General features: G+C 69.1%; 20 protein-coding genes. 10 read left to right on the top strand and 10 right to left on the bottom strand.

The window, feature by feature from the left end:
• Positions 1 to 136 precede the first annotated feature (136 nt).
• A complete protein-coding gene (locus PSH03_RS01220) occupies positions 137 to 1669 on the top strand; it encodes a non-reducing end alpha-L-arabinofuranosidase family hydrolase (RefSeq protein ID WP_238687988.1) in 1533 nt (510 codons plus the stop codon).
• 94 nt (positions 1670 to 1763) lie between these two features.
• Here PSH03_RS01220 and PSH03_RS01225 read toward each other — a convergent pair whose 3' ends face one another.
• Entirely contained in the window at positions 1764 to 2246 is a 483-nt protein-coding gene (locus PSH03_RS01225) for a class I SAM-dependent methyltransferase (protein ID WP_238687989.1), read from the bottom strand.
• A gap of 227 nt (positions 2247 to 2473) precedes the next feature.
• The gene (locus PSH03_RS01230; protein WP_238687990.1) at positions 2474 to 3961 is read right to left on the bottom strand and encodes an MFS transporter; all 1488 of its coding nucleotides are present in this window, start codon (positions 3959 to 3961) and stop codon (positions 2474 to 2476) included.
• 299 nt (positions 3962 to 4260) lie between these two features.
• On the opposite strand from PSH03_RS01230, the gene PSH03_RS01235 reads away from it, so the two are divergent.
• On the top strand, positions 4261 to 5016 hold the full coding sequence (locus PSH03_RS01235; RefSeq protein WP_210782608.1) for an SDR family NAD(P)-dependent oxidoreductase: 756 nt from the start codon (positions 4261 to 4263) through the stop codon (positions 5014 to 5016).
• A 317-nt stretch (positions 5017 to 5333) separates the two neighbouring features.
• Complete coding sequence (locus tag PSH03_RS01240) at positions 5334 to 7055, top strand: glucuronyl esterase domain-containing protein (RefSeq protein WP_238687991.1); 1722 nt, start codon at positions 5334 to 5336, stop codon at positions 7053 to 7055.
• Positions 7056 to 7124: 69 nt separating this feature from the next.
• On the opposite strand, the gene PSH03_RS01245 is transcribed toward PSH03_RS01240, so the two are convergent.
• Positions 7125 to 7787, bottom strand: coding sequence for a type 1 periplasmic-binding domain-containing protein (locus PSH03_RS01245; protein ID WP_238687992.1), 663 nt, complete (start codon positions 7785 to 7787; stop codon positions 7125 to 7127).
• Positions 7788 to 7968: 181 nt separating this feature from the next.
• Between PSH03_RS01245 and PSH03_RS01250 the strand changes: the two genes are divergently transcribed.
• The 4 genes from PSH03_RS01250 to PSH03_RS01265 all read left to right on the top strand — a co-directional run bounded on the left by PSH03_RS01250 (position 7969) and on the right by PSH03_RS01265 (position 13577).
• Positions 7969 to 9186, top strand: coding sequence for a HupE/UreJ family protein (locus PSH03_RS01250; protein ID WP_210782602.1), 1218 nt, complete (start codon positions 7969 to 7971; stop codon positions 9184 to 9186).
• A gap of 143 nt (positions 9187 to 9329) precedes the next feature.
• A complete protein-coding gene (locus tag PSH03_RS01255; protein ID WP_210782599.1) occupies positions 9330 to 11303 on the top strand; it encodes a purple acid phosphatase family protein in 1974 nt (657 codons plus the stop codon).
• A gap of 89 nt (positions 11304 to 11392) precedes the next feature.
• On the top strand, positions 11393 to 12472 hold the full coding sequence (locus PSH03_RS01260; protein ID WP_238687993.1) for a WxL protein peptidoglycan domain-containing protein: 1080 nt from the start codon (positions 11393 to 11395) through the stop codon (positions 12470 to 12472).
• A 133-nt stretch (positions 12473 to 12605) separates the two neighbouring features.
• On the top strand, positions 12606 to 13577 hold the full coding sequence (locus PSH03_RS01265; RefSeq protein ID WP_238687994.1) for a quinone oxidoreductase family protein: 972 nt from the start codon (positions 12606 to 12608) through the stop codon (positions 13575 to 13577).
• A gap of 4 nt (positions 13578 to 13581) precedes the next feature.
• Here PSH03_RS01265 and PSH03_RS01270 read toward each other — a convergent pair whose 3' ends face one another.
• From PSH03_RS01270 to PSH03_RS01280, 3 genes are read right to left on the bottom strand one after another with little or no spacing between them, the layout of a single operon-like run.
• The gene (locus PSH03_RS01270; RefSeq protein WP_210782593.1) at positions 13582 to 14172 is read right to left on the bottom strand and encodes an HAD family hydrolase; all 591 of its coding nucleotides are present in this window, start codon (positions 14170 to 14172) and stop codon (positions 13582 to 13584) included.
• Positions 14173 to 14188: 16 nt separating this feature from the next.
• The gene (locus PSH03_RS01275; RefSeq protein ID WP_238687995.1) at positions 14189 to 15445 is read right to left on the bottom strand and encodes an RNA polymerase sigma factor; all 1257 of its coding nucleotides are present in this window, start codon (positions 15443 to 15445) and stop codon (positions 14189 to 14191) included.
• Positions 15446 to 15447: 2 nt separating this feature from the next.
• The gene (locus PSH03_RS01280) at positions 15448 to 15783 is read right to left on the bottom strand and encodes a YciI family protein (protein ID WP_238687996.1); all 336 of its coding nucleotides are present in this window, start codon (positions 15781 to 15783) and stop codon (positions 15448 to 15450) included.
• On the opposite strand from PSH03_RS01280, the gene PSH03_RS01285 reads away from it, so the two are divergent.
• Positions 15782 to 15931 (top strand): hypothetical protein, encoded by a 150-nt coding sequence (locus PSH03_RS01285; RefSeq protein WP_210782591.1) that lies wholly within the window; start codon positions 15782 to 15784, stop codon positions 15929 to 15931. The two genes, PSH03_RS01280 and PSH03_RS01285, sit on opposite strands and share 2 nt — an antisense overlap.
• 12 nt (positions 15932 to 15943) lie before the next feature.
• Here the strand turns inward: PSH03_RS01285 and PSH03_RS01290 are convergent, their stop codons facing one another.
• Positions 15944 to 16594, bottom strand: a complete 651-nt coding sequence (locus tag PSH03_RS01290; protein ID WP_210782589.1) for a winged helix-turn-helix transcriptional regulator — start codon at positions 16592 to 16594, stop codon at positions 15944 to 15946.
• Between the two features lie 72 nt (positions 16595 to 16666).
• On the opposite strand from PSH03_RS01290, the gene PSH03_RS01295 reads away from it, so the two are divergent.
• A complete protein-coding gene (locus PSH03_RS01295) occupies positions 16667 to 17389 on the top strand; it encodes a hypothetical protein (RefSeq protein WP_210782587.1) in 723 nt (240 codons plus the stop codon).
• Positions 17390 to 17446: 57 nt separating this feature from the next.
• Here PSH03_RS01295 and trpS read toward each other — a convergent pair whose 3' ends face one another.
• The 3 genes from trpS to PSH03_RS01310 all read right to left on the bottom strand — a co-directional run bounded on the left by trpS (position 17447) and on the right by PSH03_RS01310 (position 19186).
• A complete protein-coding gene (gene trpS, locus PSH03_RS01300) occupies positions 17447 to 18505 on the bottom strand; it encodes a tryptophan--tRNA ligase (protein ID WP_210782585.1) in 1059 nt (352 codons plus the stop codon).
• A gap of 89 nt (positions 18506 to 18594) precedes the next feature.
• Positions 18595 to 18771 (bottom strand): hypothetical protein, encoded by a 177-nt coding sequence (locus PSH03_RS01305; RefSeq protein WP_210782583.1) that lies wholly within the window; start codon positions 18769 to 18771, stop codon positions 18595 to 18597.
• A gap of 4 nt (positions 18772 to 18775) precedes the next feature.
• A complete protein-coding gene (locus tag PSH03_RS01310) occupies positions 18776 to 19186 on the bottom strand; it encodes a PRC-barrel domain-containing protein (RefSeq protein WP_372494698.1) in 411 nt (136 codons plus the stop codon).
• 166 nt (positions 19187 to 19352) lie between these two features.
• On the opposite strand from PSH03_RS01310, the gene PSH03_RS01315 reads away from it, so the two are divergent.
• A complete protein-coding gene (locus tag PSH03_RS01315; RefSeq protein WP_238687998.1) occupies positions 19353 to 19607 on the top strand; it encodes an SCO4848 family membrane protein in 255 nt (84 codons plus the stop codon).
• The last annotated feature ends 574 nt before the right edge of the window (positions 19608 to 20181 follow it).

Genomic DNA, 20181 nt, shown 5'->3' on the forward strand with positions numbered 1-20181 from the left:
TCTCGAATCAGGCGTGCGCTACTGCTCGCCGGCGTCTTGTTAACGCTAACTCTCTGACGCCTGCGCGCTCGGCCACGCGTCGCGGTACGCCCACCCTCGGGCAGGCCGTTCGGCTCTTGGTCACTGGAGGAGGATCATGTCTGCCCTCGATAGGTCTCCATCGATCGCAACGCCGCCGCGGCGGCGTTGGTGGTTGCCCCGCCTTCTCGCCGCCAGCGCGGCGGCGCTGATGGTCGGTGGCGCCGCCGTAGCGGTGGTGTCGTCTCCCGCCGCTGCGGCGTCGGTCGACACGAACGCGTGGTACGTGTTGGTCAACCGCAACAGCGGCAAGGCCCTGGACGTCTACAACCTGGCCACGAATGACGGTGCCCGGATCACCCAGTGGGCCCGCAACAACGGCAACCAGCAGCAGTGGCAGTTCGTCGACTCCGGTGGTGGCTACTACCGGGTGAAGTCGCGGCTGTCCGGCAAGGTGCTGGACGTCTCGGGCCGCTCGACCGCCAACGGTGGCAGCATCGTGCAGTGGAGTGACCTCAACGGCACCAACCAGCAGTTCCGGCTCGCCGACTCGGACAGCGGCTACGTCCGGTTGATCAACCGGAACAGCAACAAGGTGATGGAGGTGCAGGGCGCCTCGACCGCCGACGGCGGAAACATCGTGCAGTACGACGACTGGAACGGCGCCAACCAGCAGTGGCAGTTCGTCCGCGTCGACGGAACCACGCCGCCGCCGACGACGACTCCGCCGCCGGGCGGCACGTGCGACCTTCCCTCGACGTACCGGTGGTCCTCCAGTGGAGTGTTGGCGAACCCGAGGTCGGGTTGGGTGTCGCTGAAGGACTTCACCGTCGCCCCGTACAACGGCCAGCAACTGGTCTACGCCACCACGCACGACTTCGGGTCGAGTTGGGGCTCGATGAACTTCAGCCTCTTCTCGAACTACTCGCAGATGGGCTCGGCCAGCCAGAACGCGATGAACTCCGGCACTGTCGCGCCGTCGCTGTTCTACTTCGCGCCGAAGAACATCTGGGTGCTCGCCTACCAGTGGGGTGGACCGGCGTTCTCCTACCGGACCTCGTCCGACCCGACCAACCCGAACGGATGGTCGTCGCCGCAGACGCTGTTCACCGGAAGCATTACCGGCTCCGGTACCGGTCCGATCGATCAGGCTCTCATCGGTGACGGTACGAACATGTACCTGTTCTTCGCCGGAGACAACGGCAAGATCTACCGGGCCAGCATGCCGATCGGGAACTTCCCGGGCAACTTCGGCAGCAGCTACACGACCATCATGAGCGACACCACGAACAACCTGTTCGAGGCCGTTCAGCTCTACAAGCTGCAGGGTCTGAACAAGTACCTCATGATCGTCGAGGCGATCGGCTCGACGGGCCGCTACTTCCGTTCGTTCACGGCGACCAGCCTGAACGGTTCGTGGACCCCGCAGGCCGCGTCCCAGAGCAACCCGTTCGCGGGCAAGGTCAACAGCGGCGCGACCTGGACCAACGACATCAGCCACGGTGAGCTGCTGCGCACCAACGCCGACCAGACGATGACCGTCGACGCCTGCAACCTGCAACTGCTCTACCAGGGGCGTTCCCCCAGCTCCGACGGCGTCGACTACGGCCTGCTGCCGTACCGGCCGGGTCTGCTGACCCTGCAGCGCTGACCCTGTTTGATCAAGCTCGACTGACCCGGAACGGGCGGGCTCGGCGTCACGCCGAGCCCGCCCGGCTCATGTCAACGCTGCGATCAGCCCATGCTCACCGGATCGGCGTGCCGGTGACACAGGTCAGCACCTGGCCCCGACCACGGGTGGCGCTCGATGTGGTCGTGGCGAAACGGTGGGTCTCGAGCAGTGTTTCGGTCGCTGTGAGGTTCGCGGTGGCGTGCGCTTCGGTGGGTCGCTCGCCGAAGACGTAGAGCCGTCCTCCCGGCGCCAGCAGGCTGCGTATCCGAGCTATCTGCTGCGCCGCGTCGCCCAACCAGAAGAGGCTGACGTTCACCGCGAAGATCTTGGTGAAGTGGCCGGTCGGAAGGTCGGCCGACTCGAACCCTGCTTGCCGGATCTCGGCTCTGCCGGCGTCGATGTGGCTCAGGTTCCGTTCGGTCGCGAGCCGCACCATCGTTGCGGCGCGGTCGATGGCGACGATCCGACCGGTGGCGAGTTGCCCGGCGACCAGGGAGACGGCACCGCCCCGACCGCAGCCGATCTCCAGCACCTGGTCGTCAGGCGCGACAGCCATCGCCTGCACCGCCCAGCGCTGCCGCTGGGCGGGCGTCGCCGGAATCGATTCGATCGCCGCGGGCGTCGTGCCAGCGCTGGACGAACCCGGATCGCGGGTCGAAAGAGTGGACCTCACGACGTCACTCGCCGGTGCCTTCTCTGCTCACACCTCTGATTCCACCCTCTCGGCGGAATCGGTGCACCGTGTCCTCGGTCACCGCGCCGGATCGACAGGCGCGACAGCGATCAGTGCACGGGCACCGGAGTGACGTCTCCGAGGGTGTCCGTCGGGGCCGGGACGTGCTTCGGGGCGCCGGCGTTCACCATGGCCACCGAGACCAGTGCCGCCGCGACCACAAATCCGACGGCAACCCAGTACGCGACCGAGTAGCCGTGCATCAGCGCCTCGTTCCGCTCCTGGGCCTGCGCCGCCGGGCCACCGTGCGAGACCAGGTAGGTGGCGGCCGAGCTGGTCGCGATGGTGTTGAGCAGCGCGGTGCCGATCGACCCGCCGACCTGCTGCGACGAGCTGATCATCGCGGAGGCGACACCGGCGTCCTTGGGCTCGACGCCGTGGGTGGAAATGCTCATCGCGGGCATGAACGCCGTGCCGATGCCGAGCCCGATCACCGCTTCGGCGAACGCGATCTCCAGGAAGCCGCTGTCCGCGTCGAGCGAAGCCAGCAGCACCAGACCGACCGCTGTGACGAGGTACCCGCCGACCATGATCGGCCGGGGTGCGATCCGGTGCGCGAGTCGGGCGCCGATCTGCGTGGCACCGATGGCCTGCGGCACTGCCATCGGCATGAAAGCCAATCCGGCCAGCACCGGCGACCATCCCTTCACCTGCTGGAAGTAGTAACTGAGCAGGAGGAACATCCCGAACATGCTGACGATCGCAAGGCCCACCGAGAGGTACGCGGCGGCCCGGTTGCGTTCGGTCAGGACGCGCAGTGGCAACAGCGGGGACGTGACCCGCGCCTGCACCACGACGAAGGTCGCCAGCAGCAGCACCCCTGCGGTGAACGACCCGATGGTCACCCCCGCCGACCATCCGCGGCTCTCGGCGACACCGAACCCGTAGACGAGGCCGACGAGTCCGGAGCTGGCCAGCAGTACGCCGGGCAGGTCGAGTCGCGCGCGGTGCCGCTCGCCGTCGTCGTGGACTGTGCGACTGGCGCCCAGGATCCCGATGACCGCGATCGGCACGAGGACGAACATCGCGAAGCGCCAGTTCAGGTACTGGGTGAGCAGCCCTCCCACGATCAGGCCCACAGCGCCGCCGGCGATCGAGACCGCGCTGAACACGCCGAACGCCTTCGCGCGTTCCCTCGGCTGGATGAAGGACAGGGAGAGCAACGAGAGCGCGGCCGGCGCGAGCAGGGCCGCGAACACACCCTGGAGTGCCCGGGCGAGCAGCAGCATCGCGGCGTTGACGGCCAGGCCGCCGATGGCCGAGGCGATCGCGAAGCCGGCCAGCGCGATCAGGAAGGTGCGCTTGCGCCCGACCATGTCACCGATCCGGCCACCGACAAGCAGCAGACCGCCGAAGGCCAGACCGTACGCGGTCACCACCCACTGCCTGCTCCCGTCGGTGAAGTGCAGCGCCTGTTGCGCCGAGGGGAGCGCGATGTTCATGACCGCCCCGTCGAGCACCACCATCAGTTGAGCGATGGAGATGAACAACAGGGCCTTCCACCGCTGGGACTCGGGGGCGGTGCGACCTGTGGGCATGACTGTTCCTTAAGAGTGGTTTAGGCGGATTCGAGCGACTCGCCCAACGCTAACTACTTTATGGAACGGACACCAAAGAATGTGCCTGCGGTTACAGCGGCGTCCGAGGTGTTTCGGACGGCCAAATCAGCTCCTTTGCCGGATTGTGTCGAGCAATCAAGAGGAAGTCGCGCCTGCGGAGGGGTCGACTGTGAGTGTCGTTACTTTGTCGAACGTTCCAGAAAAAGCTAGCGTTCCGTCTCACGAAGAGCCCTGCGGGCCCCGTGGCGGCTCACCAGTCGAAGTGGATGTGAGACGAGATGTCTGGACGGTTGGAAGCAAAGGTGCTGGTCGTGACCGGCGGCACGCAGGGCATGGGCCTGGCGTTCGCCCAGCGGGCGGCCACGGAAGGAGCCCGCGTCGTCATCGGCGCCCGGGACAAGGACCGGGGCGAGGAAGTCGTCGCGCAGATCAGGAACGCGGGCGGCAGTGCCCTGTTCTTGCCGACCGACGTGACGGTCGAGGAGGACATGGCGCGGCTCGTGGACGCCGCGGTGACTGAGTACGGGCGGCTGGACGGCGCGTTCAACAACGCCGGCGGTGGTCCGATGGCCAGCGTGCGCGAGACCGACAGCGACAACTGGCACCGGTCGCTCGCCCTCAACCTGACGAGCGTCTTCTACGGCCTCAAGTACGAGCTGCCGGCGATCATCGCCTCCGGCGGTGGCGCGATCGTCAACAACGCCTCGGTCTCCGGCGTGAAGGGCGACGGGACCCAGGCCGCCTACAACGCGGCGAAGCACGGGGTCATCGGTCTGACGCGCTCGGCGGCCCTGGACGTGGCGCGCTCCGGTGTACGGGTCAACGCCCTGGTCACCGGCCTGATCGACACCCCGCTCTGGCAGGGCGTGGTCAGCCAGGCCCCGGAGATCGCGGAGCGCTACCTGTCGGCGCAGCCGACCGGACGAGCCGGAACCTCCGACGAGGTCGCCGCGCTCACCGCGTTCCTGCTCAGCGACGAGGCCACCTTCATCAGCGGCGCGTCCATCGCCATCGACGGCGCCCTGACCGCCTGAGGCAGTGAGGTCCGGTCCGGGGCGGCGGCTCCAGCGGCAGCCACCCCGGACCGGGCAACGCGTCAGACGATCCGGTAGGCCCGCTGGATCGTCTGCGTGACTGCGAACTCGGCCCACGGGCTGTCCGAGGTGCCGATCTCCTTACCGTCGCGTCGACAGCGGGCCACGATCGTGCCGTCGGTGTTCGGCGCGGACCTGATGCCGGCCGTCGAGCCGGGCGTTGGCGTCGAAAGGTTTCGACAAGATGGGGTCGAAACTTTCGGAAAAACATTGACACTCTGCAATGAGTCGGCCCAGGCTTGACGTGGCTGGCAATCGTGATCATCGATCTCGCTTCGTCCCTTCCTGTAAACCACCACCTCGGAAGGAGACCTCTAGTGACCATCCCCTCGGGCCGTTCCAGGACCCGGTTCCTGGTCGTCGTGCTGGCGCTGGCGGCGCTCACTGTCGCCGGATCGGTATCGGTAGTGACACGAACGACGAATGCGCAAGCCGCCATGGGTACGCTGGCTGCGGCAGTGGAGGACGAGGGCGTCGACTGCGCCGTGTCCGGTCTGCCGGACCTGGGCTCGCTGCCCACCAACGCCAAGCTTCCCGATCCCTTCAAGAAGCTGAACGGAACGACCATCACCGCCAGGTCCGACTGGCGCTGCCGGCGGGCGGAGATCAAGGAACTCGCCGAGAAGTTCGTCTTTGGCGAGAAGCCCGCCAAGCCCGCGACGGTCACGGGGACGGTCTCCAACAGCACCGTCACCGTCAACGTGGCACACAACGGCAGGAGCTCCACCTTCTCGGCGCGGGTCGAGCTGCCGAGCGGCACCGGTCCCTTCCCCGCCGTCGTGGTCGTCGGCGGGTTCGGCGCCGACACGGCCACCATCAAGGCCGCCGGCGCTGCCGTGATCAGTTACGACCCGCTGGCAGTCGGCCGCGAGGGCACTCCCCGGACCAACAAGCAGGGCGCGTTCTACAGCATCTACGGCTCATCGAGCAGCACCGGACTGCTCGCCGCCTGGGGGTGGGGCGTCAGCCGGATCATCGACGTCATCGAGCAGTCCGACGGCAGGATCCTCAAGGCCGACGCGATGGGCGTCACCGGTTGCTCCCGTTACGGCAAGGGCGCCTTCGCGATCGGCGTGTTCGACCAGCGCATCGCCCTGACCATGCCGATCGAGTCGGGCAGCGCGGGCGTCCCCATCTTCCGGGGGATCCCGGGTGAGGGCGCGCAGAGCCTGAGCAGCGCGTACGGGGAGCAACCCTGGCTGGGTGACGCGTTCGGCTCCTTCACCGGCAGCCCGAACCGGCTCCCGGTGGACACCCACGAGATGGTCGCGATGGTGGCACCGCGCGGCTTGTTCATCATGGACAACCCACACATCGCCAACCTCGGCCCCCGGTCGGCGAGCGTCGCGGCCCTGGGCGGCGCCGAGGTCTACCAGGCGCTCGGCGCCGGCGACAACATCACCTACTGGTCCGACGTGCAGGACGGCAGCCACTGCGCCAACCGCCCCGAGTGGCGTACCCCTCTGCAGAACAACATCCGCAAGTTTTTGCTGAAGACGGGCAACGAGCCGGGCGTGATCCGGATTTCCAGCAGGGCGCTCGGCCGGTTGGCCGACTGGCGGGACTGGCCGACGCCGGTCCTGGCTGACGGCCCGACCACGCCGCCCCCGACCACGCCGCCCCCGACCACGCCGCCCCCGACCACGCCGCCCCCGACCACGCCGCCCCCGACCACGCCGCCCCCGACCGGTGGCTGTGCGGCGACGGTGTCGGTCAACCAGTGGACGGGCGGTTTCGTCGCCACGGTGCGGGTGAGCGCCGGCACCGCGCCGGTAAACGGTTGGACGGTAACCATGACTCTGCCGTCGGGTGCCAGCATCACCAGCATCTGGAGCGCCAATCGGAGCGGCAGCACCGGGACCGTCCAGTTCACCAATGTCGCCTACAACGGCGCCATCGCAGCCGGGCAGTCGACCGAGTTCGGTTACCAGGGCAGCGGCACCGGTGCGGGGATGACTCCCACCTGTTCCACCGGGTGACCCGCAGGCCCGGTGCGGAGGCACACAGCCTCCGCACCGGGTCGCGCGGCTGCGCGGCGGAGCCGAGCGTCAGAGCCAGACCACGAGCCCGGTCAGGTCGTTGAGGACCGCGGCCACGCCCGCCCGGATGGCCGCCGCGCACCGGTCCGCGGTGAACGAGTTCGGGTCGTACGTCGAGGACATGCCGAGCCCCTCGCCACGGAACGACGCGCCGTCCCAGTCGACAGCTGTGACGTTGTAGGTGGGCTCGGCGAGTTCCGCGCCGACCACGAGGAACTTCTCGTCCAGGTGGTTCGGGGTGACCAGCGCGAGGCCGTCGATGAGGTCGTTGCCCGCGCTGACGATGAGGTCCGGGCCCATCTCCATCGCCTTGGCGATGCTGGGAACGGTGTCGTGCGCACTGCCGACGACGATGGTCCTCAGGTCGACGTGCTCGTCGTCGGCCCACTCCTTCACCGCCGTCACGAGGGCCTTGGTCGCGTTGTCCGTACCGCTGGTCAGCAGGACGACCCGGTAGTCCTTCGGCGGGTGGACGTCGGCCCACGAACCGGGCCGCGGGGTGATGGTCGCCTCCGGCGCGGGCTTCGTGGAGGGGTCGACGAACCCCGGGCCGAGAGTGCCGATGGCGCTGGGCGCCGGACGTGGCTCGGACCAGTCGTCGCTGGAGTTGCAGGCGGTGACCAGCGCGGCGGTCACGGCCAGCATGGCAACGGCCCGAAGCGGGGGGCGCAAGGTGATCGTCCTCCGGGTGGTGGCGGAAAGTGCGCGTACTTCTTCGTATTCCTATCTCAATTCCGGTCACCGGTAATCGGTGGGCGGCCGTTCGGGGAAGTTGTTCCCCGGCGGTTCGTCGGTGCGCGGGTTGGTGTTCACCAACGGCATGCAACGTGCACTGGCCAACCGAGGGAGTCGAATGTCAGGCCGCATCCGCCGCACCGTTATCGTCGCCGCTGTCGGGTTCGCCGCAGCGGTGGTTCCGTTTCTGGGCGCCGAACCGGCGTCCGCGCACGGCTTCTCGTCGACCGTGTACGCGAAAATTGCAGCGGGAGATGAGGGTCACATTCGGACCGGGGTGGAGCTCGAATACGACCTCCTCGTCGTTTCCGCCGCGGATGCCGGCGACGACGACCCGCTCTTCCAGGCGGGGACCGCCGCGTTCGAGGCGGGCGACACCGCCGCCCAGGCCGCCGCACTGAAGGGTCACGCGTCGGCGGTTCTCGGGTACGTCTCCGACCGGTTCTCGGTGAGTTCCCGGGGTGCGGCCTGCCGGCCGACCCAGGTGGGTGACGCGACGGTCGGCGAGCGCGAGGGTGTGCCGTACGCGGACCTGCTGCTCGACTGGACCTGCCCGGAGCGGGCCGACGAGCACGTGGTGCGCAGCGGCCTCTTCCCTGATGGTGAGGGCTACGTCAAGGGCACGAAGACGATAGTCACCTACGAGATCGACGGCCGTTCGGGCAGTGCGGCGCTCGACGCCGCCAACCCGTCCTTCTCGACCGCGCAGGCCTGGTACGAGCGGTTCGGCGAGTTCTTCCTCCTGGGCGCCGAGCATCTGCTGACCGGGGTCGACCACATCCTGTTCCTGCTGGCGCTCATCGCCGGGTCTCGGCGGCTTCGGGAGATCGTGCTCGCGGCCACCAGCTTCACCCTGGCGCACTCGGTGACGTTCATGCTCGCCGCGCTCGGCCTGGTCGAGGTGCCGGGGGTGATCGTGGAGCCGATCATCGCGCTCTCGATCGCCGTCGTCGCCGGTTGGCACCTGTGGGGGATCTGGCGGCGTGGTGAGCACGCGGCCGACCTGGAGACGGCCGGGCGCGGCCATTTCAGCCTGGATCGGGCCGGCTGGATCCGCCTCAGTGTGGTGTTCTGCTTCGGCCTCGTGCACGGCCTCGGCTTCGCGGGCGCGCTGGGTATCGACGAGGCGTGGTCGTGGACCCTGCTGTGGTCGCTGCTGGTGTTCAACGTCGGCATCGAGGTCGTTCAGTTGACGATTATCGCTGTCGTCTTCCCGCTGCTGTTCGTGCTGCGCCGTCGTGCGCCGAAAGCCGGCCTCTGGGCGACCGGAGCTGTTTCCGCAGGCGTGTCCATTATGGGGTTGATCTGGTTTGTGCAGCGCATTTCCGGATCATGAGTAGAGCTAAGTAGTTCGTGAGTGCAGTCTTTCGCAAGATCACGTTCATGGCCGGTTCATCGGGCGGCGAAAGCGTGGAATTGCTTCCCCAGCGTCGGGTGAAGGCACAATCCATTTCTCTATTTGAAAAGGGAACAATGTCGATGACATTGAGCACCTCGACACGGGCCTCCGCGCTCGTGCGGCGGCGCCTGGTCGCCGGGGTCGCAGCCGGGTTCCTCGGCCTGGGCGCGGCCCTCGGCAGTGGCCTGACGGCCACCGCGAGCGCGGCCGAGTCCACCACGATCACCGGTGTGGTCCTCGGCGTCGGCGCCAACGAGACCCAGCGCATCGTGAGCTGGTACTCCTCCGCCGACACCGCGCAGAAGATCCAGCTCGCCCCGACCGCCGAGATCGTCAACGGCGAGTTCCCGGCCGGCGCGGTCAGCTTCGACGCCGTCGGCGCGGCGAACACCTCCACCACCGGCTTCAACCGGCACGCCACGATCAGCAACCTGCGTGAGAACACGGCGTACTCGTACCGGGTCGGCGCCGAGGGCAGCTGGTCCCCGGCGTACGCCTTCAAGACGCAGGACTTCGAGGGCGACTACGACTTCCTGTTCTTCGGCGACCCCCAGATCGGCGCCTCCGGCGACGTCGCGAAGGACCAGGCCGGTTGGGCGGAAACCCTGAAGGTCGCCACCGCGGCGAACCCGAACGCCGAGCTGCTGGTCTCCGGCGGCGACCACGTCGAGTCCGCGAACAACGAGGCACAGTGGGACGCGTACCTCTCCCCGGAGCAGCTTCGGCAGTACCCGACGGCCGCGACCATCGGTAACCACGACGTCGGCGGCAAGTCCTGGGAGCAGCACCACTTCACCCCGAACACCGACCGTTCGGCCCAGTACTACAACGGTGACCAGTCGACCCGCTCCGGCGGCGACTACTGGTACATCTACAAGGACGTGCTGTTCATCGACATCAACAGCAACAGCTACGTCAACCCCGCCGACGGCTCGCCCGGTGGCGACGCGGCGCACGTCTCGTACGTCACCGACGTCGTCAACAAGCACGGCTCCGAGGCCAAGTGGAAGGTGCTCGTCTACCACCACGCGATCTACTCGGCCGCGAGCCACTCCACCGACGCGGACAACAAGAACCGCCGGAAGGACTTCACGACGGCGTTCTCCGATCTCGGCATCGACATGGTGCTGCAGGGTCACGACCACGTCTACACCCGTAGCTACTCCATCAAGAACGGCCAGAAGGAGAACCCGGCCGAGAAGCCGGGTGCTGCCGACGTGTTCCCCGGCCCGGGCGGTGTCATCTACGTGACGGCGAACTCGGCCTCCGGCTCGAAGTACTACGACATCAAGAAGCCCGACAACTCCGGCACTGGTGTCGAGGGCCTCGGCCCGGACCCGCTGAACCCGAGCAACTACTGGTTCAACTCGGCGCAGAACCAGGAGCACGTTCGCAGCTACGTCAAGGTGCAGGTCAAGGCGGACAAGCTGGTCCTGCAGAACATTCGCAGCGGCACCTGCGCGGCACCGAACGCGGCGGTCGAGAAGGGCGTCTCCTGCGTCAACACCCCGGACGGCCAGCCGGTCGGCTCGATCGTCGACAACACCACGATTCACCCGTACAGCGGTGACGGTCAGGCCATTCAGGTCAACGTGCCGAACCCGGCTCCGGGCGAGTTCGGCTGGACGATCGACGGCTACAACGGTCTGGTCGACCTGGGCACCGCGCAGGAGCGCAACGGCACCTACTTCCAGGCCAACGGCAAGATCAACCCGATCCTCGTGTCGGACAGCCGCCGGTCGCTCGCCCCGTGGTCGATCTCGGCCAACGTCGGCGACTTCCAGGACGCCGACAAGAAGTTCTCCGGCTCCTACCTCGGTTGGAACCCGTACGTGCTCGACGCCGGCGCGGGCGCCGAGGCCGGTGCCCCGGTCCTGTCGTCGCTCGACGACCAGGGCAAGGGCCTCTCGGTCTCCAGCGCGCTCGCCGCGGCCGCGCAGGGTCACCCGCGTGGTGGCGCCAAGCTCGGCGCTGACCTGGATCTGAAGATCCCGGACAGCATCGCGAAGGGCAGCTACCGCACCACCCTCACGATCACTGCCCTGAGCAGCTGACCGGACTGTTCCACTCGGCGGGGTAGGCACCTTCGGGGCCTACCCCGCCACCGGTTCACCCACTACCAAGATCACCACAAGGACTTGAGATGCAACCGTCCGTAACTCGCTGGAAGACCACGACCACCGCACGCCTCCGTACGACCGCACTGTCCCTGCTCGCCGTCGTCGCGGCCGTCGGTGTCGGCGCCGGTCCCGCCCTGGCGGCGGACGGCAACGTCGCCTGGACGGTCCGGACGGCCTCCAACGGCTACGGCGAGGCCCGGTCCAGCTACAGCTACAACGTCAACCCGGGCGGTGCCGTCGAGGACGCCATGGTCGTGGCCAACCGCGGCCCGGCGCCGCTGACCCTCTCCGTGTACGCGGCCGACGGCTTCACCACCGACGCCGGCCAGCTCGACCTGCTCACCAAGGACAAGAAGTCGATCGCGATCGGCGCCTGGGTGAAGCCGAACGCCGGCAGCGTCGTGATCCAGCCCGGAAAGACCGCCCAGGTCCCCTTCAAGGTCAACGTTCCGGAGAACGCCACGCCCGGCGACTACGTCGGTGGCATCCTCACCACGCTGACCCAGGCCGACCAGGCTGAGGGGATCAACGTCGACCGGCGCCTCGGTATCCGGATCAAGTTGCGGGTGGGCGGCGAGCTGAAGCCGAACCTCGCGATCGAGAACCTCCACGTCACGTACGCCGGGCCGACCAACCCGTTCAGCAAGGGTGACGCCACCATCACCTACAAGGTCCACAACGTCGGCAACGCGGCCCTGTCCGGTAGGCAGGCGGTGACCGTCTCGGGCCCGTTCGGCCTGCTGCGGGTGCGGGCCGAGGATGTCGCCGCGCCGCCGGAGCTGCTTCCGGGTGAGAGCTGGGACGTGACGGTGCCCGTACACGGGGTGGCTCCCGCCGTCTCGCTGGCCGCGACCGCGACGGTGACACCCCTGCTCACCGACGCCTCGGGTTCCACCACCTCGCTCAAGCCGGTCCAGGTCACCGCGCACGGCTGGGCCCTGCCCTGGATGCTGGTGCTGGTGCTCGTCGTGCTGATCGCCCTGCTCGTCGGGGCGTACCTGTACCGACGCCGCAACCGGGCGCAGAGCAAGGCGCGCGAGGACGCCCGCGTACGCGACGCCGTCGAGCAGGCGCTTCGTGGCCCGGAGCCGCAGACCTCCTGACCCGGCTACGCCCGGCGAGGCCCACCCAGCGCTGGCGTTCGTCCTTGTGGGTGAACGACGCTCGGCCCCGGGCCACGCCTGTTCCCGAGCCGGCATGCTGCGACGGTGACGCCGGCACGGAGAGGGAAGCCACATGGTTGACGGGGATGTGCCAGAGCGGATGCAGGCCGCGGCCTTCGACGAGTTCGGCGGGCCGGAGGTGATCACCCTGCGGAAGCTGCCGATCCCGCAGGTCGCCGACGACGAGGTGCTGATCAAGGTCCTGAGCGCAGGTGTCGGGGTGTGGGACGCGTACGAGCGCGAGGGTGTGCTGGTGCCGGAGGGCTCGGCGCTCCCGATCGTGCCCGGCTCCGACGGCGCCGGAACCGTGATCGCGGCCGGCAGCAAGGTGACCGGCCTGGCGGTGGGCGACCTGGTCTACGTCTCCGCCACCGCTCGCCCGAAGGGCGGCTTCTACGCCGAGTACGCGTCGGTCAAGGCGGAGTACGCGGCGAAGGTGCCCGACGGCGTGCCTGCCGAACACGCCGGTGCCATGCCCACCGACGCGCTGACCGCGCTGGCCGGGCTCGACGCGATCAGCCTGTCGGCCGGCGCCTGGCTGCTGATCTTCGGTGCGAGCGGCGGTCAGGGCCACCTGGCCGTGCAGTTGGCGAAGCGGCAGGGGCTGAACGTGATCGCCGTGGCGTCCGGGGCGGACGGCGTCGCGCTGGTGACCCGACTCGGCGCCGACGTGTCCCTCGACGGCCACGGCGACATGACCGACGTGCTGGCCCGGATCCGGGACGCGGCGCCGGGCGGGGTGAACGCCATCCTGGCGATGGCCGGCGGCGCGACGCTGGACCGGCTGACCGAGGCGCTGGCCGACGGCGGGGTCGTCGCGTTCGCCCACGGGGTGCGGCCGGAGCCGCAGGAGCGGTCGGGCGTCATGGTCCGCGCGTACGACGGCGAATCGAGTCCTCGACAGTTGCAGCGCCTCAACGAACTCATCGAGGCGGGGCCGTTCGTGGTGCACGTCGCGGAGAAGTTCCCGCTGGGCAAGGTGCGGGACGCACACCAGCGCCTACAGACGTCCTACGCCGGCAAGCTCCTGCTGACGGTCGCCTGAGACGTCAGGGCGTGCGCTGTTGCGGCACGCGTACCGAAGCCATGCCGGCCGCCGTCGCTGCCTGGATGCCCAGGTCGGTGTCCTCGAAGACCAGGCAGGACTCCGGGGGTACGCCGAGCTGCTCCGCCGCGAGCAGGAACGCCTCCGGGTCGGGCTTGGCCCGGGTGTAGTCGTCGGCGCAGACCAGCACGTCGAACCGGTCCAGCAGACCGAGCGCGTCCAGGGAGGCGGTGACCGATGCGCGGGTGCTGCCGGAGACGACGGCGAACGGGACCCGCCGGTGCGCGTCGTGGATGTGCGCCAGCACGTCGGGCACGGCGGCGAGTTGCGGTAGCAACTCCTGGTAGTAGCTCTCCCGGCGTTCGACGACGGCCGCCACCGGCATGGCCAGACCCTGCTGCTCGTTCAGCGTGACGATGATGTCGGCGGTGGGCCGCCCACCCCAGGCGTAGAAGAGGTCCTCGGGGAACTCGCAGCCCCACTCCTCAAGGGCCCGCTGCCAGGCCAGGTAATGCAGCGGCATCGAGTCGACGATGGTGCCGTCGCAGTCGAACAGGTACGCGGCGAACGGCCCGGGAGGCAGAGGCAGACTCACCCGGGAAGGGTACAGCTCACTCGGTCGTGACGGCTCTCAGCTGACTGAGCAGGTACGCGCGCTCCGGTTCGGTGCCGACCAGCGTCAACGCGCTGCGGTACGCGGCGGCGGCCTCGTCGTACCGGCCGAGCCGACGCAGCAGGTCGGCCCGCGCCGCCGGATAGGGGTGGTGGCCGCGCAGCCGAGGCTCGTCGGCCAACTCGTCGAGCAGCGCGAGCCCCGCCGCCGGCCCGTCCCGCATGGCGACCGCGGCGGCCCGGTTGAGCGCCACGATCGGTGAGGGCACCAGGCCGAGCAGCACGTCGTAGAGGGCCACCACCTGCGGCCAGTCGGTGCTGGCCACGTCGGCGGCCTCGTCGTGCAGCGCGGCGATGGCGGCCTGCACGCCGTACGGGCCGGGCGCTCGGCCGGTCAGCGCGACCACCACCAGGCCGCGCCCCTCCTCGATCATTTGACGGTCCCAGCGTCCCCGGTCCTGGTCGTCGAGAAGGATCATGGCGCCGTCCGGCCCGGTACGCGCGTCCCGTCGGGCGTGGACCAGCAGCATCAGGCCGAGCAGCCCGGCGACCTCCCGCTCGGCCGGCAGCAGCCGCCGCAGGATCCGGCCCAGCCGGATGGCTTCCTCGGCCAGGTCGATCCGTTGCAGATCCGGGCCGGTGCTGGCCGCGTACCCCTCGGTGAAGACCGAGTAGACGGCCTGGAGAACCGTGGGCAGCCGACCGGGCAGCTCGTCGGGCCCCGGCACCCGGAACGGGATGCGTGCGTCGCGGATCTTCCGTTTGGCGCGGACGAGTCGTTGGGCCATGGTGGCGGGCGGCACCAGGAAGGCCCGCGCGACCTCGGTGGTGGTGAGGCCGGCCAGGAACCGCAGGGTGAGCGCGCCGCGATCCTGCGCGGCCAGCGCCGGGTGCGCGCAGGTGAAGAAGAGCGCCAACCGGTCGTCGGGCAGGTCGCGGTCCGCGTCGGCGGGCGGCGCGTGATCGGCCCGCTCGGCCTCCGCCTGCAGTACGGCGAGCCGGGTCGCCAGCACCCGGTCCCGACGCAGCCGGTCCACGGCCCGACGACGAGCAGTGGTGAGCAGCCAGGCCCCCGGCCGGCTCGGGACGCCGTCGGTCGGCCAGTGCGTCAGCGCCGCCTCGATGGCCTCGGAGGTGACCTCCTCGGCCAGGTCGAGGTCGCCGAAGCGGCGCACGAGCGAGGCGAGCAGTCGGCCGCGTTCCTCCCGGAACACCGCCTCCACCGACGACCCGACGGCTGCCCCCTCAGCCGGCACTGTCACCCCTGCATGTCGATCTCGAAGATGGGACGGACCTGGACCGATCCGGTGCCGATGGCCCCGGGGCTGCGGGCCGCCCAGTCCAGCGCGGCGTCGAGGTCCGGCACGTCGATGACGTCGTACCCGCCGAGCAGCTCTCGGGTCTCGGCGAACGGCCCGTCGGTGATCGTGCGCTCGCCGTCCGGACCGACCTGCACCGTGGTGCAGGTGGTCAGGTCCTGCAAGGGGTGCCCGGAGACCCAGACCCCGGCGTCCTTCATCTCCCGGTCGTAGCGGATCCAGTCCTCGAAGCTGCACCCGTTGTCGACGACCTCCCCGTCAACCATGGGGCTCATGAACAGCAGCATGTACTTCACGTTTCGGCTCCTCTCGGTGCGGCGGGTCGCCGTACAGCATGACGACGAACACGGGCCGGTGATATCGACACGGCGCGGGCAGATCTTTTTCGGCCTTGGCCACACCGAAGCCGCGAAGCTGCTGTGAGCTTCATCCGGTCTACTCGTCGGGCGTCGCTCCGAAGAGCAGGAAGAACCGCTCGGCCGCTCGGATGTCGCCGTGCACGTCGATTTCGCCCGCCGATACCGCCGATCGCAGCGGCGTGCCGCCGAACATCAGGTCCCGCAGTGCTCTGACAGTGCCGGTGACAGTGACGTCGACAGGGCCCGACCGGCCACGGGCGACGTCGATCCCACTCGGAGACACCCCCACCTCGAAGGCGTCGGTGCCCACCTGCAACCGGAGTCGAGCCGTCACCGGCGCGTCGGTCGGTGGTCGATAGAGAGCCTTGAGCAACAGCATGAACGCGTCAGTGCTCATCTCGACGTCCGGCTCCGCGGGCAGGCCGGCGCCCCACCGCGACAGCTCGATCAGTGTCGGTTCCAGTTGCTGGCCGCGTTCGGTCAGCTCGTACGCGTGCACGCTTGCCGGCGGCCCGAGCTGCACCCGCCGGACGATGCCGGACTGCTCCAGCTCCCGCAGTCGCTGGCTGAGCACGTTCTGGCTGGCCTTCGGCAGCCCGGCCCGCAGATCGCCGAAACGCTTCGGGCCGAACACCAACTCTCGGACGATCAACAGAGCCCAGCGCTCGCCGACGATGTCCATCGTGCGCGCCGCCCCGCAGGCGTCCTGGTAAGTCCGCTGAGTCACACCGCCATCGTAGTGGGCGTCCACCGAACAGTGCTAACGTCGGACTGTCTAGTCCTAACTTAGGAGCGCGTAATGGATGCACTGCTCGCCAAGGTGATCGAGCGTCACGGCGGCCTTGATCGCTGGAACACCGCGTCGACCCTCACCACCCGGCTCACCTACGGCGGCCCGTTCTGGGCGTTCAAGGGCCGCCCCGACTTCGACAGCACCGAACTTGTCGAGGCCGACCTGCACCGGGAACGGATCCGCCACGTCCAGGAGGGCACCGGCCAGGTCACCGAGTACGACAGCGACACCGACCGGGTCACCGTCACCGCGGCGGACGGCAGCCTGATCGACGAGTTGACGAACCCTCGGGCCAGCTTTGCCGGCTACACCGGGGAGAGCCAGTGGACGCTCGCCCAGGCGGCCTACTTCCGTGGCTACGCCACCTGGCACTACCTCGTCGAGCCGTTCCTGTTCACCTGGCCAGGCGTGGAGGCGCACGAGGTCGAGCCGTGGAAGGAGGACGGCGAGTCCTGGCGCGTCCTGCGCGTCACGTACCCCGAGAGCGTGCACACCCACAGCGACACCCAGCTGTACTACTTCGACGACGGCGGGCTGCTGCGGCGCATGGACTACCAGCCGGTGGTCAACGGCTCCTCCCCGGTCGCGCACCACGTCAGCGGGGCGACCGAGGTCGACGGGCTGGTCGTGCCGACGCGACGCCGGATCCACATCCGCCAGGAGGACCGCACCCCGGACCTCTCCTGGACGCCGATCACCCTGGACCTGGCTGACGTCCGGATCCGCTGAGACCCCGATGGTGTCGCAGCGGACCCGGCGCCCTGCCGCCGACCGGACGCCCCGGCCTCAGGTCGAGGCGTCCGTCCGGCGCCGGCTTCGCTCAGCCCGCCGTCGCATCTGCTGGTACGCGCCGGTCAGCCCCATCGCCCGGCGTACCTCGAGCACCGTCTGGCGTACCTCCTGGCGGGTCCGTTCCGTACCCTCGACGATCAGTCGGTCGACCAGGCCCCGGTCGGCTTCGATCTCGGCCCGGCGCTGCCGGATCGGCGCCAGGAACCCCTCCAGCGCGACGATCAGCCGTTCCTTGACCTCCACGTCACCCACCCGCCCGGCCCGGTACCGCCGGGCCAGGTCGGTCACCTCGTCGCGGTCCGGATTGAAAACCTCGTGGTACGCGAACACCGGGTTGCCTTCCACAGTCCCCGGCACGTCGGCCCGCACCCGGTTCGGGTCGGTGTACATGCCGAGCACCTTGCGACGCACAGTCGCCGCGTCGTCGGAGAGCGCGATCGAGTTGCCCCGGCTCTTGCTCATCTTGGCGGTGCCGTCGGTCCCCACCAGGCTCGGCGTGTCCGCCGGGATCAACTCGGGCACCGGGAAGACGGGGCCGTACAGGTGGTTGAACCGCCGGGCGATCTCCCTGGTCACCTCGACGTGTGCGGCGTTGTCCCGGCCGACCGGAACCACCTCCCCCTTCACGCAGAGGATGTCGGCGGCCTGGAGCACCGGATAACCCAACAGCCCGTACGGCATCTCCTCCTTGCCGGCGTCGCGGGCCATGTCCTTGAGCGAGGGCACCCGTTCCAGCCGGGGGACGGTCACCAGGTTCTGCAGGAGGGTGTTGAGGTCGCCGACCTCGGGGATGGCCGACTGGAGATAGAACGTGGCCCGGTCCGGGTCGACGCCGGCGGCGAGGATGTCGGTCACCATCTCGCGGGCGTTGCCGGAGACCCGGTCGATGTCCTCCCGGCGGTTGCGGGTGGTGAGCATGTGCAGGTCGGCGATGATGAAGAAGCTCTCGTAGCGCCGGTGCAGCCGTACCCGGTTGGCGATGCTGCCGACGTAGTGGCCGAGGTGCAGGCGGCCGGTGGGCCGGTCGCCGGTGAGCATTCGTGCGACGGACATGGTGGTGCCTCTCGTATCCGAAGGTGGGTCACGCATGGGCGCGCGCCGAAGCAGGGCTGGCTCAGCCCTGCTCGGTCAGCGGGATCGACTCAGCGAGTCGCCCGCCATCGCGCGCCGGCGCGAAACCGCAGACCACCGGCACGGAGGACGTTCAGAAGTTGCTCACGGCCGTCGCCGGAGCTGGTCGGGATCTCGGGCACGGCACCGACGAAGCGGCCGTCGAACAGGTCGACCGCCTCGGATGCGCAGTTGCCCGTCCGGACCACGGCTTCAGATTACCCGCGGGATGCCGCCGGGAGGCGGAAGGTAGCTGTCGGCGTAGTAGGCGCCGACGCGTTCCCGGTACTCCTGGTCGGCCGAAACCGGATGGAACGGTGGCGCGTCCTTGATCTGCTGGCGGGTCCGGTCGACGTGCACGACGCGTTCCTGGTGATCCACCCGGTCGACCGTCCCGGCCGGTAGCAACACCTTCTGGCCGAAGATCCATGGCCCGGTGTCGACCACCAGGTGTCCGGCGTCCGCCTCGTCGCTCGTCTCGTCGATGGTGCCGATACGCCCGTCGCTCGCCTGCACCTGATAACCCACCAGGTCGACGGGCGTACCCGGGCCGGGGGCGTCCGGGCCGTCGTGCCCACCCTCCTGATCCTCCGGAGGGGTGACCGAGGGGGTGGTCGTCCTCAGCTGTCCCCCTTCGCAGTGCCCATCCCGCTGACGCCGGAAACAGCCTGGGCTCCACGCGGCAGCGCTCCTGCCGAGGTGTGGGGCGGTCCGCCCGGCGTTCGCGCCGCCGCCCGGTTGCGCGCCGGCGCGGGCACGGTGACCAGGCGCGCTGGCATACTCGGCTGCCATGGTGCTGTCGCGAGGGTGGAGCCTCTTCCTGGTCGGAGTCGGCGTCTGGACCTGGGTGATCTGGCCGAGGTTCGCGGTCGCCATCTGGCAGGACCCGCGGTCCTGGGCGTCCGGCACGGTGGCCGACGGCCCGGCCACCAGCTTTCTGTGGGTGCACGTCTTGCTGATCGCCGCGTCCCTGGCCATCGGCACCACCGCCGGTGTTCTCGGCGTCCGGGCCTGGCTCGCCGCCCGGCGGCGGCAGCCGTCCTGATCACCGCCGCTCCTGAGGACCAGGACGGCCTGGCGTGATGGTCGCCGAGCGCCTGCTGCTGACGGAACGGCTCTGACCTGGGAAAACCGGTCGGACGTGCGAATGTGACGCGCGCCGCTACCCGTGGATTTGACGATCAAACCCGCAGACGCGTAACTTTCTCTCTGCCAGCGCGGAACGGGGCAAACGGGACGAAGGTCCTAGAGCACCGAAACGGGATGGCAACCGGGTCAAGCAGGGGTTCACTTCTGGGAGACGCGGTCCGGGCGGGGCTCGCCGGATCGGCCGCGAGGCGGATTTGGTGCGGCGAAGCCGACCGGGTAAGGTTCACGACCGGCAGGGAACCGGGCGAGACTGCGGGAAACCGCAGCGGCCGGTCTGCTGAATCCGACGACCTGACGCAGCGGTTCGCTGCTGCGTGAGTGCGCCGGCGCTGACCCGTACGAAGCATGACAGACCGGGACACACGGTTTGACACGGCGAAGACGGTGAGGTAACGTAGTAAAAGTGCCCGGCGCGAGAGCGGCGGGGACGCGGTACGAAAAGCCCCGGTTGGGGTTCCACTGTGGTGGGG

Origin of the sequence: Micromonospora salmantinae, from assembly GCF_022230905.1 — a bacterium.
In the GTDB taxonomy this organism is placed as follows: Bacteria; Actinomycetota; Actinomycetes; order Mycobacteriales; family Micromonosporaceae; genus Micromonospora; species Micromonospora salmantinae.

Coding starts and splice junctions, on each gene's coding strand:
- PSH03_RS01255 (WP_210782599.1), top strand. CDS start 9,330: ATGACATTGAGCACCTCGACACGGGCCTCCGCGCTCGTGCGGCGGCGC.
- PSH03_RS01285 (WP_210782591.1), top strand. CDS start 15,782: ATGAACAGCAGCATGTACTTCACGTTTCGGCTCCTCTCGGTGCGGCGG.
- PSH03_RS01225 (WP_238687989.1), bottom strand. CDS start 2,246: ATGGCTGTCGCGCCTGACGACCAGGTGCTGGAGATCGGCTGCGGTCGG.
- PSH03_RS01235 (WP_210782608.1), top strand. CDS start 4,261: ATGTCTGGACGGTTGGAAGCAAAGGTGCTGGTCGTGACCGGCGGCACG.
- PSH03_RS01230 (WP_238687990.1), bottom strand. CDS start 3,961: ATGCCCACAGGTCGCACCGCCCCCGAGTCCCAGCGGTGGAAGGCCCTG.
- PSH03_RS01260 (WP_238687993.1), top strand. CDS start 11,393: ATGCAACCGTCCGTAACTCGCTGGAAGACCACGACCACCGCACGCCTC.
- trpS (WP_210782585.1), bottom strand. CDS start 18,505: ATGTCCGTCGCACGAATGCTCACCGGCGACCGGCCCACCGGCCGCCTG.
- PSH03_RS01220 (WP_238687988.1), top strand. CDS start 137: ATGTCTGCCCTCGATAGGTCTCCATCGATCGCAACGCCGCCGCGGCGG.
- PSH03_RS01315 (WP_238687998.1), top strand. CDS start 19,353: ATGGTGCTGTCGCGAGGGTGGAGCCTCTTCCTGGTCGGAGTCGGCGTC.
- PSH03_RS01265 (WP_238687994.1), top strand. CDS start 12,606: ATGGTTGACGGGGATGTGCCAGAGCGGATGCAGGCCGCGGCCTTCGAC.
- PSH03_RS01280 (WP_238687996.1), bottom strand. CDS start 15,783: ATGAGCCCCATGGTTGACGGGGAGGTCGTCGACAACGGGTGCAGCTTC.
- PSH03_RS01295 (WP_210782587.1), top strand. CDS start 16,667: ATGGATGCACTGCTCGCCAAGGTGATCGAGCGTCACGGCGGCCTTGAT.
- PSH03_RS01250 (WP_210782602.1), top strand. CDS start 7,969: ATGTCAGGCCGCATCCGCCGCACCGTTATCGTCGCCGCTGTCGGGTTC.